The 16,387-nt window shown below is 54.1% G+C and carries 14 protein-coding genes; all 14 read left to right on the plus strand.

Going from position 1 to position 16,387, the window contains the following annotated elements; all coding sequences use genetic code 11:
* The first annotated feature begins 9 nt into the window (after positions 1 to 9).
* The 14 genes from rsmH to ftsZ all read left to right on the plus strand — a co-directional run bounded on the left by rsmH (position 10) and on the right by ftsZ (position 16,267).
* Positions 10 to 945, plus strand: a complete 936-nt coding sequence (gene rsmH / locus H7A02_00590; protein MCP5170751.1) for a 16S rRNA (cytosine(1402)-N(4))-methyltransferase RsmH — start codon at positions 10 to 12, stop codon at positions 943 to 945.
* A 27-nt stretch (positions 946 to 972) separates the two neighbouring features.
* Positions 973 to 1,239: a cell division protein FtsL gene (gene ftsL / locus H7A02_00595; GenBank protein ID MCP5170752.1), complete on the plus strand. Its 267-nt coding sequence runs from the start codon at positions 973 to 975 to the stop codon at positions 1,237 to 1,239.
* 113 nt (positions 1,240 to 1,352) lie between these two features.
* Positions 1,353 to 3,014, plus strand: coding sequence for a penicillin-binding protein 2 (locus H7A02_00600; protein MCP5170753.1), 1,662 nt, complete (start codon positions 1,353 to 1,355; stop codon positions 3,012 to 3,014).
* An 8-nt stretch (positions 3,015 to 3,022) separates the two neighbouring features.
* Positions 3,023 to 4,516: a UDP-N-acetylmuramoyl-L-alanyl-D-glutamate--2,6-diaminopimelate ligase gene (locus tag H7A02_00605; protein ID MCP5170754.1), complete on the plus strand. Its 1,494-nt coding sequence runs from the start codon at positions 3,023 to 3,025 to the stop codon at positions 4,514 to 4,516.
* Between the two features lie 14 nt (positions 4,517 to 4,530).
* A complete protein-coding gene (locus H7A02_00610; GenBank protein ID MCP5170755.1) occupies positions 4,531 to 5,901 on the plus strand; it encodes a UDP-N-acetylmuramoyl-tripeptide--D-alanyl-D-alanine ligase in 1,371 nt (456 codons plus the stop codon).
* Positions 5,902 to 5,903: 2 nt separating this feature from the next.
* Positions 5,904 to 6,986, plus strand: a complete 1,083-nt coding sequence (locus tag H7A02_00615; GenBank protein ID MCP5170756.1) for a phospho-N-acetylmuramoyl-pentapeptide-transferase — start codon at positions 5,904 to 5,906, stop codon at positions 6,984 to 6,986.
* A 69-nt stretch (positions 6,987 to 7,055) separates the two neighbouring features.
* Complete coding sequence (locus H7A02_00620; protein ID MCP5170757.1) at positions 7,056 to 8,390, plus strand: UDP-N-acetylmuramoyl-L-alanine--D-glutamate ligase; 1,335 nt, start codon at positions 7,056 to 7,058, stop codon at positions 8,388 to 8,390.
* Positions 8,391 to 8,407: 17 nt separating this feature from the next.
* Entirely contained in the window at positions 8,408 to 9,574 is a 1,167-nt protein-coding gene (gene ftsW, locus H7A02_00625) for a putative lipid II flippase FtsW (protein ID MCP5170758.1), read from the plus strand.
* The gene (gene murG / locus H7A02_00630) at positions 9,555 to 10,640 is read left to right on the plus strand and encodes an undecaprenyldiphospho-muramoylpentapeptide beta-N-acetylglucosaminyltransferase (protein ID MCP5170759.1); all 1,086 of its coding nucleotides are present in this window, start codon (positions 9,555 to 9,557) and stop codon (positions 10,638 to 10,640) included. Before ftsW ends, murG begins: the two co-directional genes overlap by 20 nt.
* On the plus strand, positions 10,630 to 12,051 hold the full coding sequence (murC, locus tag H7A02_00635) for a UDP-N-acetylmuramate--L-alanine ligase (GenBank protein ID MCP5170760.1): 1,422 nt from the start codon (positions 10,630 to 10,632) through the stop codon (positions 12,049 to 12,051). Before murG ends, murC begins: the two co-directional genes overlap by 11 nt.
* A gap of 8 nt (positions 12,052 to 12,059) precedes the next feature.
* The gene (locus H7A02_00640) at positions 12,060 to 13,004 is read left to right on the plus strand and encodes a D-alanine--D-alanine ligase (protein MCP5170761.1); all 945 of its coding nucleotides are present in this window, start codon (positions 12,060 to 12,062) and stop codon (positions 13,002 to 13,004) included.
* 2 nt (positions 13,005 to 13,006) lie between these two features.
* The gene (locus H7A02_00645; protein MCP5170762.1) at positions 13,007 to 13,780 is read left to right on the plus strand and encodes an FtsQ-type POTRA domain-containing protein; all 774 of its coding nucleotides are present in this window, start codon (positions 13,007 to 13,009) and stop codon (positions 13,778 to 13,780) included.
* Between the two features lie 8 nt (positions 13,781 to 13,788).
* On the plus strand, positions 13,789 to 15,027 hold the full coding sequence (gene ftsA, locus H7A02_00650; protein ID MCP5170763.1) for a cell division protein FtsA: 1,239 nt from the start codon (positions 13,789 to 13,791) through the stop codon (positions 15,025 to 15,027).
* A gap of 49 nt (positions 15,028 to 15,076) precedes the next feature.
* The gene (gene ftsZ, locus H7A02_00655) at positions 15,077 to 16,267 is read left to right on the plus strand and encodes a cell division protein FtsZ (GenBank protein ID MCP5170764.1); all 1,191 of its coding nucleotides are present in this window, start codon (positions 15,077 to 15,079) and stop codon (positions 16,265 to 16,267) included.
* The last annotated feature ends 120 nt before the right edge of the window (positions 16,268 to 16,387 follow it).

The following is a 16,387-nucleotide window of genomic DNA, read 5'->3' on the forward strand; positions in this document are numbered from 1 at the left end:
GAGATTTTGATGTCCGACAAAGTAGAGCACCAAACGGTTCTTCTCGATGAGGCTGTAGCGGCACTGGTCACCGATCCGGATGGCTGGTATGTCGATGGCACCTTTGGTCGTGGCGGGCATACCCGGGCGATTCTTTCCCGGCTATCAACGGCTGGTGCCGTTATGGCTATTGATAAGGATCCGCAGGCATTAAAGGCGGCAAAAACCGGTTTTGAAAATGACTCGCGATTTGAGTTTGTGCAGTGCTCCTTCGCAGATTTGGCTGAACAGGTGGCGTTGCGTGGCAAGGTTGGCGAGGTGGCGGGCGTGCTGTTAGATCTGGGTGTTTCTTCCCCACAGTTGGATGACTCTGAGCGCGGATTCAGCTTTCTGAGAGACGGGCCGCTGGATATGAGGATGAATCCTGAGGCGGGGGTCAGTGCTGCGGATTGGCTGGCAGTGGCGGAAGAGGCTGATATTGCCAGTGTTTTGAAAGTTTACGGTGAGGAGCGGTTCGCTCGGCGTATGGCGCGAGCTGTTGTGGAGGCGCGACAGCAGCAAGCCATCACCCGTACCGGCCAGTTGGCAGAGATTATTGCTGCGGCTAACCCAGCTTGGGAGAAGGGTAAGCATCCTGCGACCAGGGCATTTCAGGCGATCCGTATTTTTGTAAACCGGGAGCTGGAAGACTTGCAGGATTTCCTGGAGGTTGTTCTGGATGTGCTGGCGGTAGGTGGTCGTTTGGTGGTGATCAGTTTTCATTCGCTGGAGGATCGCCTGGTTAAGCGATTCATTCGGGAAAATGTACAGGGAAAGCCTATTCCCAAAGGTTTACCTGTGATGGAGAAGGACATTGTTCGTCGCATGCGGGCAGTGGGCAAGGCTGTTAAGCCCGGGAGCGTGGAAGTTGAACGCAATCCCCGAGCCCGAAGTGCAGTGATGCGGGTGGCAGAAAAAGTTGCCTGAAGTCATTGAAATGGAAAGTGGTGGTTTGTGAAACGACAGGTTGGGGTGCTTGCGCTGTGGGTTGGCGTGCTGCTGTCTTCGGTGGCGGTGATTTACACCAGTCATTTATGTCGGCAGTTATACGCCGACCTGTCGTTATTGGAGCGGGAAAAAAACAGTCTTCAAGTGGAGTGGGGTCGCTATCTGTTGGAGCAGAGTTCCTGGGCGTCTCTGAGTCGTGTGGAGCAGGTGGCTGTAACCAAGTTGAATATGCAGGTGCCTGAGCCTGATGACATAGTAATGGTGCAACGGTGAGTAAAGTCGCGAAGACGAAATTGACTATTCCGCGCTGGCGTTTTTTGCTGGTGTTGTCTGGCCTTGCGCTGTTGCCTGCCGCGGCTATCTGGCATATCGCCGGTTTGCAGGTGATGCCTGATGCCGATCGCGGTTACGAGTTTCTGCAGGGGCAGAGCATTGCTCGTACAGTTCGCACGCAGGCGATCCCGGCCTATCGCGGGGTTATTTCTGATCGGCGTGGTACACCGCTTGCCGTCAGTACCCCTGTTGTTTCTCTTTGGGTAAATCCCAGGGAGCTGGATGCGAGCCTGGTGGATCTGACAAAGCTCTGCACGGAGCTGGGAATTACTGTTCAGCAATTCAGGGAAAGGCTGCGCCGTTATGACAATAAGGAATTTATGTATCTGGCCAGACACCTGACGCCGGATAGCGCGAATAAAATTCTGCGTTTGGAGCTGCCGGGTATTTATGCACAAGATGAATACAAGCGCTTTTACCCCGCCGGTGAGGTGGCTGCGCAGTTGATTGGTTTTACTAATATTGATGATCGTGGGCAGGAAGGTATGGAGCTGGCCTACGACGGCGTGCTGACAGGCGTGCCTGGTGCCAAGAAAATCCTCAAGGACCTCAAGGGGCGAGTGATAAAGGATCTGGCCCTGGTTAGCAGTGAAAAGCCCGGCGGCAATTTGCAGCTGAGTATTGATCTGCGTTTGCAGTACACGGCTTATCGCGAGCTTAAAGCGGCTGTTTCCCGGCACAAGGCGAGTTCGGGCTCGGTAGTGGTACTGGATGTAAAAAGCGGTGAAGTGCTGGCAATGGCTAATCAGCCGTCATTCAACCCTAATGATCGCAGTCAGCTTAATGCGGATGCGCTTCGCAACCGCGCGGTGACAGATTTGCTGGAACCCGGTTCGTTGATGAAGCCTTTGACCATGGCGGCGGCTCTCGAAAGCGGCAAGTTCAACGCCAGCACACCGATTGACACTGCACCCGGTTATTTAAGGGTGGGTCGGAAAACCTTTGTAGACCCTATCAATTACGGGCTGATTGATGTAACCGGCATTCTTACCAAATCGAGCCAGGTGGGTACCACCAAGGTAGCGTTGGCTCTGGAGCCAGACCATATTCGGGATATGTTTCAACGGGTTGGCATAGGGGAAAGTCCGGGAACGGGTTTCCCGGGAGAAAGCCCTGGCAGTCTGCCGCAATATCAAAACTGGAAGCCCGTTGTTCGGGCTAACTTTGCGTTTGGCTATGGGCTTTCTGCAACGGCATTGCAGTTGGCTCAGGCTTACAGTGTATTGGCTAATGATGGTCTGAAAAAGCCAGTGTCACTACTGAAAGTTGAAGAGGATTATCCCGGCGAACCGGTGCTCAGTGGTGATGTTGCACGTCAGGTGCGCACCATGCTGAAAACGGTCACCGAGAAAGGTGGTACCGGTACCCGTGCGGCGATCCCTTCATATCAGGTGGCGGGTAAAACAGGCACCGTACACAAGGTTGGCAAGCAGGGGTATCAGGAGCATCGCTACGTGGCGCTTTTTGCAGGTATGGCGCCTGCAGATGATCCGCGCCTGGTAACGGTTGTCATTATCAATGATCCGCGCGGAGAGCAATATTTCGGTGGTCAGGTGGCGGCGCCGGTGTTTGCCAGTGTGACCGCTGATGCATTGCGCATGTTGAATATCCCGCCACGTCTGTCCGCAGGAGAGTTGCTGGCCGCTGATGCGTCTGAGAAGGCTGCGAAGGAAATTGTTGGCAGAGAGTTGCCAGCGTCAGGAGGTGCTATCTAATGGGTTCTATGGTTGCCGGTAATATGACATTGCGCCAGCTTCTGGCTGATGTCGAATTGCCAGGTGTTCAGCTCCCCGAAGAATGGGTTGATACGTTGATTTCCGGGGTCACGCTGGACAGCCGTTCTGTTCGCCCCGGCGACCTGTTTATTGCTGTGCCCGGCACGGTTGCAGACGGGCGAAAGTTTATACCGCAGGCGCTTCAGTCAGGCGCGGCTGTGGTACTGGCCGAGGCCGGGGGCGGGATTGACCGGCAAGACCGGGTTATCGAGATCGAGGGGTTGCTGCACAAGGCCAGCGCTATTGCAGCCTCATTTTATGGTGACCCTTCCCGGTCTATATCTATGACGGGCGTTACCGGCACTAACGGCAAAACCACCTGCACTCAGTTGCTGGCACAGTTATTCGGTTTTCTGGAGCAGACTTCCGGTGTGTTGGGTACATTGGGGTATGGTGTTGTCAAACCGGATACTTCAACCCTGATCAGTACTGGCATGACTACACCGGATGCTGTTGCGGTGCAGGCTATTCTCGCCGAGCTGAAAGAACTCGGTGTGCGCCAGGTGGCGATGGAGGTGTCATCACATAGTCTGACGCAAGGGCGGGTGGAGGCTGTGCACTTTGATACCGCAATTTTCACCAATCTGAGTCAGGATCATCTGGATTACCACGGCACCATGGATGCGTATTCCGATGCCAAAGCCAGACTGTTCAGTTATCCAGGCATCCGTTGTGCAATTATCAACGTTGACGATGCCATGGGTGCTCGTCTGTCAGCGGAGTTACGTGATGATATTGAGCTCTACCGGTATTCATTGAAAGACACTCATGCCGAAATCCACGCTTCCGGTATTGAGCTGGCGGCCGGTGGTATTACCGCTGAGGTAAAGACCCCCTGGGGTTCAGGGCAGTTGAAAAGCAGCCTGTTGGGTGAGTTCAATTTATCCAACCTGCTGGCAATTATTGCTGCGGCCTGTATGCAGGGGTTTGCGCTGGAAGATGTGTTGGCGGCAGTACCGAAACTACAGCCGATTCCAGGACGCATGGAACAGGTAGTTCCCAAAGGCAGGCCTCAGATTGTCGTGGACTATGCACATACGCCAGATGCCCTCAAGCAGGTGTTGTTAGCGTTGCGAATGCATTGTGAAGGCAAGCTTTGGTGTGTGTTCGGCTGTGGTGGCGACCGGGACCAGGGTAAGCGACCACTCATGGGAGAGGTTGCCAGTCAACTTGCAGACCATGTCATTGTCACCAGCGATAACCCGAGAGGGGAGTCGGCAATAGCCATTATTGATGCCATTGTGGCAGGCACGGATGGTCGCGCCAAGATTCGGGTTGACCGCGCAGAGGCTATTGAATATGCAGTGGTGCGGGCAGCGCTGGAAGATACAGTGTTGCTGGCAGGCAAGGGGCATGAAACCTATCAGGTGATAGGTGAAACCAGATTGCCGTTTAGCGATATTACCCAGGCGCGCCTGGCATTAAGGCGGCGGGGAGACTGATGATGTCGAAGCCCATGACGCTTTCCCAGGCGGCAATTGCTCACGGTGGCACTCTGATGTACCCCGATTGCCAGTTCAGCTCCGTTTCGATTGACAGCCGCAACCTGCGTCAGGGCGAGCTATTTGTCGCGCTGGAGGGCGAGCGATTTGATGCACATCAGTTCCTGCCCCAAGTTTCCGAAAAAGCGGCGGGACTGGTGGTTCGCCAGGCAGTTCAGCATCTTCGTGTTCCCCAGTGGGTTGTTGCCGATACGACGTTGGCGTTGGGGCAGCTGGCGCGTATGTATCGGGACAGGTTTGAGGGTAAGTTAATTGCCATTACCGGTAGTGGCGGTAAAACCACAGTTAAGGAAATGCTGGCGTCGATTTTGCGTGAATGTGGCAAGGTGACAGCGACCAAGGGCAATCTCAACAACCACATTGGCGTGCCGCTGACATTATTTTCGCTACGTTCATCCGATGATTTTGCTGTGGTGGAAATGGGCGCCAGTGGCCCCGGTGAAATCAGTTATCTCTGCAGTCTTGCCTGGCCCGATGTGGTGCTGGTCAATAATGTTATGCCTGCACATGTAGAGGGGTTTGGTGGCGTTGACGCCATTGCCCGTGCCAAGGGCGAGATCTATAGCGGCGTTAACCCCGCCGGAACAGCGGTCATTAACCTTGATGAGCCCTATGCGGACGAGTGGTGTAACCGCAGTGTTGCTATTCGAACCCTCCGCTTCTCGACCAGCCGTGAAGATGCCGATTTCAGAGCAGTAGATATTGAGCAGGACGAGAAAGGCCGATGTGCTTTTGTGCTGCTGGCGCCCAAAGGCAGGATTGCTGTGAGGCTGGCTTTGAGTGGCAAGCACAATGTTGCCAATGCGCTTGCCGCTGCTGCCTGCGCCTGTGCTGTTGGTGCACCCCTGCAGGCCGTTGCCCGGGGGCTGGCAGGTATGTCATCTGTCGACGGCAGGCTTTCATTGCATGAAGGTATCAATGGGTCTCTGGTGATTGATGATAGCTATAACGCTAATCCTGGATCCGTGAAAGCCGCTATCGATACGCTGATGAGTTTCTCCGGGGAGCGGTTGCTGGTACTGGGTGACATGGCTGAATTGGGTGAGCAAGAGGTCATATTTCATGAAGAGGTTGGGCGCTATGCCGCCGAGAAGGGCGTTAGTCGCCTGCTGGCCACTGGCGAACTGTCCATCAATAGTGTCCGTGAATGCGTGATTCAGGGAGGCGATGCCAGCCACTTCGACAGCAAGTCGGAGCTGGTAGAGGCGTTGCTGGGTGCGCTTGGCCCGGATACTGTGGTGTTGGTGAAGGGGTCCCGTTCGGCGGCAATGGATGAGGTTGTCGCAATGCTCACTGAACCGTCGAATAAAACGGGAGAACACTGATCATGTTGCTTTGGCTGGCCGATTATCTCACTCAATACGTAAGCGCTTTTGGCGTGGTTAAGTATCTTACTTTTCGGGCAATTCTGGGCATGCTGACGTCTCTGGGTATTTCTCTGGTGCTCGGCCCGGTCGTCATCAGACGGCTGAATTACCTGCAAATTGGTCAGTCTGTTCGCAGTGATGGCCCTCAGACCCATCTCAGCAAGGCAGGCACACCGACCATGGGCGGTGCTTTGATACTGATGTCGATTTTTGTCAGTGCACTACTCTGGTCGGATTTGAATAACCACTATGTCTGGACACTGTTATTGGTCACTTTTGTGTTTGGTGCTGTTGGCTGGGTAGATGATTACCGCAAGGTAGTGGAGAAAGACTCCCGCGGGTTGCCTGCACGCTGGAAGTATTTCTGGCAATCGGTAGCGGGCATTGGCGCTGCCGTCTTTTTATACAGCTCTGCTGCATCACCGGCGGAAACCCAGTTGATCGTTCCCTTTTTCAAGCAGGTTGCCTGGGATATGGGTGTTTTTTATATCGTGCTTGGTTACTTCGTAATAGTGGGCAGCAGTAATGCCGTTAACCTCACTGATGGTCTGGACGGGCTGGCGATTATGCCAACAGTACTGGTGGGTGCGGCATTGGGAATTATTGCCTACGCCGTTGGCAACGTGCAGTTTGCGGATTACCTGCACCTTCCCTATATCGATGGTGCGGGCGAACTGGTGGTGTTCTGTGCGGCTTTGGGTGGTGCAGGGCTGGGCTTTTTGTGGTTCAACACTTACCCCGCACAAGTGTTTATGGGGGATGTTGGGGCGCTGGCATTGGGCGCCTCCCTGGGTGTTATTGCTGTGATAACCCGCCATGAAATTGTGTTTTTCATCATGGGCGGCGTGTTTGTGCTTGAAACGGTGTCGGTGATCTTACAGGTGGCGAGTTTTAAATTGACCGGCAAGCGAATCTTTCGCATGGCACCCATTCATCACCATTTTGAGTTGAAAGGCTGGCCGGAGCCAAGAGTGATTGTACGCTTCTGGATTATTACCGTAATTCTGGTGCTGATTGGCCTGGCAACCCTGAAGTTGCGATAGGCTGAGATGAGGCACGGCGCTAATTAATGAAGTGCAATGAAAACGATGCAAGGTGAAACAGTGGTTCAAATGATAGCGAGTGACAAGCTGAAAGTGGTGGTGGGCATAGGTGCCACCGGCTTGTCTGTGGCTCGTTATCTGACCGCTGCCGGTGAACGCTTTGTGATGGTGGATACCCGGGAGAACCCGCCCGGATTGGCGCAGCTCAAGCAGTCTTTTCCTGACGTGGCTTTTGAAACGGGTGGATTGACGGTGGAAACGCTGGCACTTGCCGATGAGGTTTTCGTCAGTCCCGGCATTCCATTGCAACATCCGGTGTTACAAAGGGTGGCGAAAAGTGGCGTCAGTTTAACCGGTGATATTGCACTGTTTGCCAAGGCTGTAAAAGCACCGTTTGTGGCGATTACCGGTTCGAATGGCAAGAGCACAGTAACCAGTCTGCTCGGACAAATGTGTAAAGACGCAGGAAAGCGTGTTGCTGTGGGTGGCAATTTGGGAACGCCAGCGCTTGATCTGCTTGACGATGATTGCGAATTATACGTGCTTGAACTGTCCAGTTTTCAGCTGGAGTCAGTCAGTCAGCTCGGGGCTACTGCGGCGGTTGTGCTGAATGTCAGCCCGGATCATATGGATAGGTACGACTCGATACTGCAATACCATGCTGCAAAACATCGGATTTTTGCCGGTGTAGAGCAGGTGGTTGTGAATCGTGATGATCCACTCAGTGAGCCGCTGGTGCCCGATACGGTGAAACGCTGGAGTTTTGGTCTGGGTGCACCAGACTTTCACGCATTTGGTGTGCGAGAACAGGATGGTGAAGACTGGTTGGCGTATCAGTTTGATGTGTTGATGCCAGTGTCTGAAGTGGCGATGAAAGGCCGTCACAATTTGTCGAACGTGCTTGCCGCACTGGCTCTGGGTTCCGCTATCGGTTTGCCGAGGGCGAGCATGCTTGACACCATCAGAGTGTTTGGTGGGTTGCCACACCGTTGCCAGGCGGTGGCGGAGCAGGCCGGTGTGCATTATATCAATGACTCCAAGGCGACAAACCTGGGGGCAACGCAGGCGGCAGTGGCAGGGCTTGCAAACGGGTGCAATCTGATTTTGATTGCCGGTGGTCAGGGCAAAGGTCAGGACTTTTCACCACTCGGTGCCTGCCTGAAAGGGAAGGTCAGACTGGCAATTCTGATGGGCGAAGCTGCCAGTCAACTTGCCGATGCGATTGACGATGCAGCAGAAGTGGTCTTCGCAACCTCGATGGCATCAGCAGTCAGTGCGGCGAAAAAGGCGGCTTGTGCCGGTGATATCGTGTTGCTGTCCCCTGCTTGTGCCAGTTTCGATATGTTCAATGGTTTTGAAGACCGGGGTAATCAGTTTGTGACGGCAGTGAGGGCTCAGGTATGACAGCGCTCGTTCTGCAAATGCCTTATTTGAAGGCGATCCGACAGGGTGGGCTCGACAGACAATTGATGGTTGCTGTTGCTGTGCTGTTGTCCATTGGTCTGGTGATGATCAGTTCAGCATCGGTGAGCTTTGCCGATCACAGTTATGGTGATGCATTCTACTTTCTCAAACGGCATATGATGTTTCTGGTCATAAGTGCGGTAGCAGCGTTTGTGGTTGTGAATATGCCTTCCCGATTCTGGTATCGCCACGGATTTTTGTTGCTGTTGGCAACGCTGCTGCTGCTGGTTGCGGTGCTGATTCCGGGAGTGGGTCGTGAAGTAAATGGCAGCCAGCGCTGGATTCCCCTTGGACCCTTTAACCTGCAGGTATCTGAAGTCGCCAAATTGGTGATGATTTTATTTGTGGCCGGTTATCTGGAGCGTCACCAGCGACAGATGAGACAGCAATGGCAAGGGTTTGCCAAACCGGTGGGCGTGTTGGTAGTGGTGGCTCTGCTACTGCTGGTGCAACCGGATTTCGGGTCTGCCGTAGTCATGACCTGTACGGTACTTGGCATGCTGTTCGTTGCTGGTGTTCGTCTGTGGCAATTCAGCCTGCTAATGCTGTCGGGTGTTGCGGCGCTGGTGGGGATTGCGGTGTTGTCCCCCTACCGGGTTCAGCGACTAGTGACTTTTCTGGATCCCTGGGCTGACCAGTTTAACGGTGGCTATCAGCTTACCCAGTCTTTGATTGCTTATGGTCGGGGTGAGTGGCTCGGAGTTGGCATCGGCAACAGTGTTCAGAAACTGTTTTATCTGCCGGAAGCGCATACTGATTTTGTCTTCTCTATTTTTGCCGAGGAATTCGGGCTGGTTGGTGTGATTACGGTTGTTGCGCTGTTTTCGTGGATGGTCGGGCGCATTCTTCTCATTGCCAAAAAGGCAGTGCGCAGGGAAGACTGGTTTGCCGCTTATAGTTGTTTCGGCGTGGCAATTCTGCTGGCTGGGCAGGCTTTTATTAATATTGGCGTGACTTCCGGGTTACTGCCAACCAAGGGTTTGACACTGCCTTTCATCAGTTACGGAGGCAGCAGTCTGGTGGTTTGTTGTGTGATGGTGGCGCTGACGTTAAGGATTGGCAGTGAAATGGATGATGTGGCGGCAGTCGCTAAACAGGTGAGACGTGACAGAGCGGAACTGTAATAAGGTGCTGATAATGGCTGGTGGTACAGGCGGACACGTTTTCCCGGCCCTGTCGGTGGCGCGGGAATTGCGTCAGCGCGGTGTGGGTGTGGTCTGGTTGGGTACTCGTGCGGGTATTGAGTCAGAGCTGGTGCCAGCTGAGGACATCCCGCTTCATTACATACGGGTTGAAGGTCTGCGGGGTGCAGGCATGAACCGTTGGTTGAGGGCACCGGTATTACTGGTCAAGGCTGTCTGGCAGGCATTGAAAATTATTCGTGCCGAGCGGCCTGATATGGTTTTGGGTTTGGGTGGTTTTGCGTCCGGCCCCGGCGGTGTGGCGGCAAGAATTTTGCGCAAGCCACTGGTGATCCACGAACAGAACGCCGTACCGGGTACGACCAATAAACTGTTGGCAAAAATGGCGACACGTATTCTGGTGGCGTTTCCCAACGCAATCGCTGGCGCTGAATATTGCGGTAATCCTGTGCGCGCCGAAATTGCACAACTGCCGGAACCGAACCATCACGTTGCAGCTGCAGACCGTCAGCTTCGATTGCTGGTGCTGGGGGGTAGCCTGGGCGCTCAGGCGATCAATGAATGCCTGCCGGAGGCCTTGACGCAACTGCCCGAAGACCTGTGCCCTCAGGTCAGACACCAATGTGGACGCCAACACGAACAGCAAACCCTCGAGGCGTACCGGCGGGCAAATGTTGCCGCAAGGGTCGAACCCTTTATCAGTGATATGGCAGAAGCCTATGGCTGGGCTGATCTGGTGCTGTGCCGGTCAGGTGCGCTGACGGTTTCCGAGCTTGCCGTTGCGGGTGTGGGTTCGATATTGGTGCCATACCCGCATGCCATTGATGATCATCAGACGGCCAATGCGCGTTGGTTGGCGAATGTGGGTGCGGCAGTACTCTTGCCGCAGAATGAGATGACCAGTGATCGCCTGGCCGAGGTGCTGCAGCAGTGGTTAAGCAACCGCTCCCAGTTACGGTCCATGGCTGTGCGGGCCAGGAAACAGGCTAAAACAGACGCTGCAACGGTGGTAGCTGACGCTTGTGAAGAGGTATGCCATGGTGGCTAACAGCTTTTATCCGGTTCCCGAAATGCGTCGCATCCACCAGATCCATTTTGTGGGTATTGGTGGTAGCGGTATGTGTGGCATTGCCGAAGTGTTGCTTAACCAGGGCTACAAAATCAGTGGTTCTGATTTAAGCGAGAGTGGCAATACTGATCGGCTACAGCAACTGGGTGTGACCATTTATTTCGGGCATGCAGCAGAAAATATCGACGCTGCGGATGTGGTGGTGACGTCTTCTGCTGTAAAAAGTGATAACCCGGAAGTGGTCGCGGCCCGAGAGCAGCGCATTCCGGTTGTGCCGCGCGCCGAAATGCTGGCGGAGCTGATGCGTTATCGCCACGGCGTAGCGGTGGCAGGCACACACGGTAAAACTACGACGACTAGTATGCTGGCGTCCATACTGGCGGCTGATGGCAAAGACCCCACTTTTGTGATTGGTGGGCTGGTCAAAGGCGCTGGCACTAATGCCAGGTTGGGCGAGAGTCGCTATCTGGTTGCCGAAGCTGATGAAAGTGATGCGTCGTTTTTGCATCTACAGCCAATGGTTGCGGTTGTCACCAATATTGATGCCGATCATATGGAAACCTACGACTTTGATTTCAGCAAGCTGCTGCAAACCTTTGTTGAGTTTCTTCATAACCTGCCGTTCTACGGGTTGGCGGTATTGTGTGTTGACGATGACAGTGTTCGTCAGCTGCTGGCCGAGATTTTCCGGCCGGTGTTGACTTATGGTTTTTCCGATGATGCGGACTTTCGGATTGAGAACATGCAGTCAGCAAAAAGCAGTAGTTCTTTCAGAGTTTATCGGCCCGGTGACCTGGCGCCGCTGGATATCCGCATCAACTGTCCCGGCACCCACAATGTTCTCAATGCTACTGCGGCGATTGCTGTGGCCACAGATGAGCAGGTCAGTGATGAGGCGATCATTGAAGGTCTGTCCAGTTTTAAAGGTGTCGGGCGCCGCTTTGAAATCTATGGTGAATACCTGGTAGAAAAAGGCGAGGCCATGCTGGTGGATGACTACGGTCATCACCCAAGGGAGGTCGCGGCGACTATTCAGGCGGTAAGGCAGGGGTGGCCGGAGCGAAGATTGGTGATGATCTTTCAGCCACATCGCTATACCCGAACCCGAGACCTCTATGAAGATTTTGTGCAGGTGTTGTCGAGTTGTGATGTGTTGATTGTGCTGGATGTCTACAGCGCCGGAGAAGATGAAATTCCGGGTGCGACCAGCAAGCAGCTTTGTCACAGCATTCGTCAGCGTGGCCTTGTTGACCCGATTCATGTAGGGCCGATTGAGGAGGTTGCCGATGTGTTGCGAAATATCGTCAGTGGCGGCGATATTGTCATCACTCAGGGCGCTGGCAGCGTTGGCAAACTGGTCAGAATTCTGGCCGAGCGGCAACTCCGGTAAAGCGAGGGATGATGCAGACAATGAAGAAAGTGGTTGATCCGGATTTGAAGCAGCGATTAGGGCGAATAGGCGTGCTTTATGGCGGCACATCCTCCGAGCGACCGGTTTCCCTGCAATCGGGTGAAGCGGTTATTGCCAGCCTGAAAAGCCTGGGGCTGGATGTTGTGGCTATTGATGCGGGTGATGACTTGCTTCAACGGCTCCCTGGTTACTCGCTGGATCGGGTATTGATTATGTTGCACGGCTCGGGTGGAGAAGACGGTACCTTGCAGGGTGCTCTGGAGCTGATGAATATGCCCTACACCGGTAGCGGTGTGCTGGCTTCTGCACTGGCAATGGATAAGCTGCGCAGCAAAAAAATATGGCGGGGTGACGGTTTACCTACCGCAGATTTTGCCGAGCTTGATGAAGCAACCGACTGGCGGAGTGTGATGGATCGGTTGGGTGGCAAAGCCATGGTCAAGCCGTCCAGCGAAGGTTCCAGCTTTGGTATGACCAGTGCGTCCAGTGCTGATCAGCTGGAAATGGCCTGGCGGGAAGCGGTCAGATATGACTCGGAAGTGATTGCCGAGCAATGGATTGATGGTCCGGAATACACCGTCGCTGTATTGGGTGAGCAAGTGTTGCCGCCGATTCGGCTTGAAACAGATCACGAATTTTATGATTACGATGCCAAATACATCGCCGACGACACCCGTTATATCTGCCCTTGCGGGTTGGATGCCGACCGGGAAGAGGCTTTGAAGCAGTTGGCGAAGCAGGCGTTTGACAGTCTGGGTTGTTGCGGCTGGGGACGTGTCGATGTGATGGAAGATGGTCGGGGGCAATTTATGCTGCTGGAAGTGAATACAGTCCCCGGGATGACCAGCCACAGCCTGGTGCCAATGGCTGCGGCTGCGGCGGGAGATGATTTTGACAGCCTGGTGTTAAAAATTCTGGAGAGCTCGCTTTAAGTATGAGTATCAGCCGAAAAAAACACAGCGGTGCGATCAGGCCAGTACACAAGCGTTCAATGAGGGAGCGCCTGTTCTGGCTGTTCGCGGTATTGCGGGTATCTCTGGTTCTGGCTGCTGTTATTTCGGCGGGTTGGGCGGCTCATCAGGGCTACCGGTATCTGGATGCGCCGGTTGAGGTAATTGTGATTAAAGGTGATTACAGCAATGTCACTCAGGATGAGTTGGCGCAATGGGTAGAGCCTCTACTGCAGGGTGGCATGATCAGCCTCAATCTGGAGCGCTTGCGGCAGGGTATGGAAACCCATGCATGGGTCAGCACGGCCACGGTCAGTCGGCAGTGGCCAGACAGCATCGTGATTGAGGTAGAAGAGGAAATACCTGTTGCCCGCTGGGGTAAAACGGGTTTTCTGAACAGTAGCGGGGAATCGCTGCAAATTGCAGATAACAGCAGCTTACAACGACTGCCCCTTCTGAGCGGACCGCAAGGTTGGGAAAAACCGGTGATGAAACATTACCGCGAAATTGCCGGGGAATTATTGAAAGCGGGGTTGCGCGTCGAAAGCGTCACCATGAGCGAGCGGGGCAGCTGGCGACTGACGCTCGATAGTGCACCGACTTTGGTGCTGGGAAGAGGCGATTTGATGACAAAAATTGAGCGTTTCGTGGTGGTTTGGGAGCGGGAATTAAAAAAACAGGCCGACCGGGTAGCACAACTGGATTTACGGTATGACAACGGTATGGCTGTGCGCTGGCACAAGCCGGAACAAGCATGAGGTCGAAAATGGCGAACTCAAATGATGAACATTTAATAGTCGGGCTGGATATCGGTACCTCAAAGGTGGTGGCCATTGTTGGCCTTGCCAGTCCCGGCGGTAAGTTGGAGATCGTTGGCACCGGTTTGCATCCTTCTTCTGGTTTAAAGAAAGGGGTGGTGGTGAATATCGAGTCCACAGTGCATTCGATACAGCGTGCCGTTGAAGAAGCCGAGCTGATGGCCGGCTGCCACATCCACTCTGTCTATGCGGGTATTGCCGGTAGTCACATTCGCAGTCTCAACTCGCATGGCATTGTCGCTATTCGAGATCGTGAAGTGCACCCGCTGGATATCGAGCGGGTGATCGATGCTGCTCGTGCAGTGGCAATTCCTGCGGATCAGGAAATACTGCACGTGTTGCCACAGGAGTTCATCATTGATAACCAGGAAGGTGTTCGTGAGCCCCTGGGTATGTCGGGGGTCCGGCTGGAATCGAAAGTGCATCTGGTGACCTGCGCAGCCAACGCTTCGCAGAATATCAAGAAATGTATCCGCCGCTGCGGTTTGGAGGTGGATGACATTATTCTTGAGCAACTGGCTTCCAGTTATGCAGTGCTTACTGATGATGAGAAACAGTTAGGTGTGTGTTTGGTCGATATTGGTGGCGGAACCACCGATATTGCTATTTTCACAGACGGTGCCATACGGCATACCGGTGTCATCCCGATTGCCGGTGATCAGGTGACTAATGATATTGCTATGGCATTGCGGACGCCAACGGCTCATGCCGAAGAGTTGAAAATCAAGTATGCCTGTGCCTTGGCAAAGCTGGCCGGACCGGATGAAACCATCAAGGTGCCCAGTGTCGGCGAGCGGCCACCCCGCGATCTTTCCCGGCAGGCGCTGGCTGAAGTGGTCGAGCCGCGCTATGACGAATTGTTCACCCTTGTTCAGGCCGAGTTGCGCCGCAGTGGTTTTGAAGATCTGGTAGCCGCAGGCATCGTCTTGACCGGTGGTACAGCCAAGATGGAAGGTGTGGTAGAGCTGGCAGAAGAGATTTTCCACATGCCGGTTCGGCTCGGTTCTCCGCATGATGTGAACGGACTGTCGGATATCGTTGATAACCCGATTTATTCCACCGGTGTGGGGTTGCTGATCTACGGCATGCAGCAACAGCGGGAAGGGGGCAAGCGCTCCCGGCAGCGGCGGGATACTGGCGAAAGTTTTTTTGGGCGCCTGAAACAATGGTTTCAGGGGAATCTGTAAATTGAAAATTTTGTAACAACTGAAGTACCAACAACGAGGGGTCATCGTTATGTTTGAAATCATAGATAGCATTCCGGATAGCGCGGAAATCAAGGTCATCGGTGTCGGTGGAGGTGGCGGCAACGCAGTTCGTCACATGATCGACAGTCAGGTGGAAGGTGTAGAGTTTATTTGCGCCAATACCGATGCGCAGGCATTGAAAGATGTCAAGGGTGCCACGGTATTGCAGCTGGGTAATGGTATTACCAAGGGCCTGGGTGCAGGTGCAAATCCTGATGTGGGGCGCATGTCAGCAATGGAAGATCGCGATCGTATTGCGGATGTCCTGCAGGGTGCCGACATGGTATTCATTACGGCGGGGATGGGTGGCGGCACAGGCACTGGGGCAGCGCCTGTTGTTGCCGATGTTGCCAAGGAAATGGGCATTCTGACTGTGGCGGTAGTCACGCGGCCCTTTGTCTTTGAGGGTCGCAAGCGAATCGCTATTGCCGAGGATGGGCTTAAAGAGTTGCGGGATCGCGTCGATTCGCTGATCACTGTACCCAATGAGAAGTTGCTGATGGTGCTGGGTAAAACGACCAGTCTGCTGGAGGCATTCAAGGCCGCTAACGATGTATTGCTGGGTGCGGTACAGGGTATTGCTGACCTGATTATTCATCCCGGCATTATCAACGTTGACTTTGCCGATGTGAGAACGGTGATGTCTGAAATGGGGCAGGCCATGATGGGAACCGGTCAGTCTTCCGGCGAAGATCGTGCACGTGAGGCGGCAGAGCTGGCGATTCACAGTCCACTGCTGGAGGATATAGACCTGCAGGGCGCGCGAGGTATTTTGGTTAACATCACCGCCGGGCCGGATCTGTCTCTGGGTGAATTCACCGACGTGGGTGACACGGTGGAAGAGTTTGCATCTGATAATGCAACGGTTGTGGTGGGCACGGTTATTGACCCTGCCATGGGTAGTGATCTGCGGGTGACAGTTGTCGCAACAGGACTCTGTTCCGGGGTCGAACGCGCAGCGCCAAAGAAAGTGATTGATAATACGCTGGCTGAGGCGCAGCCGATGTTGATTAAAGCGGATGGCGAAGTGGACTATGGTGAACTGGATAAACCGACGGTAGGACGCCGCGGATCGGTTGCTGGTCAGCAGTCTGCCGCTGCCCGCAAGCTGGAAATGAGGACAGAGCCGGATATGGATTACCTCGATATCCCCGCTTTTCTGAGAAGACAGGCAGACTGATCCTTTCGGACGCCCACAGAAACCGGCAAGATACCCCTCTGAGCCGGTTTCTGTGGACTCCGTATCATTTCCGAGTGTATGGATGTAGTGCTTCTATTCTGCTAATATAGCCCGATTCTT

Source organism: Pseudomonadales bacterium (genome assembly GCA_024234435.1).
Lineage (GTDB): Bacteria > Pseudomonadota > Gammaproteobacteria > Pseudomonadales > Porticoccaceae > JACKOF01.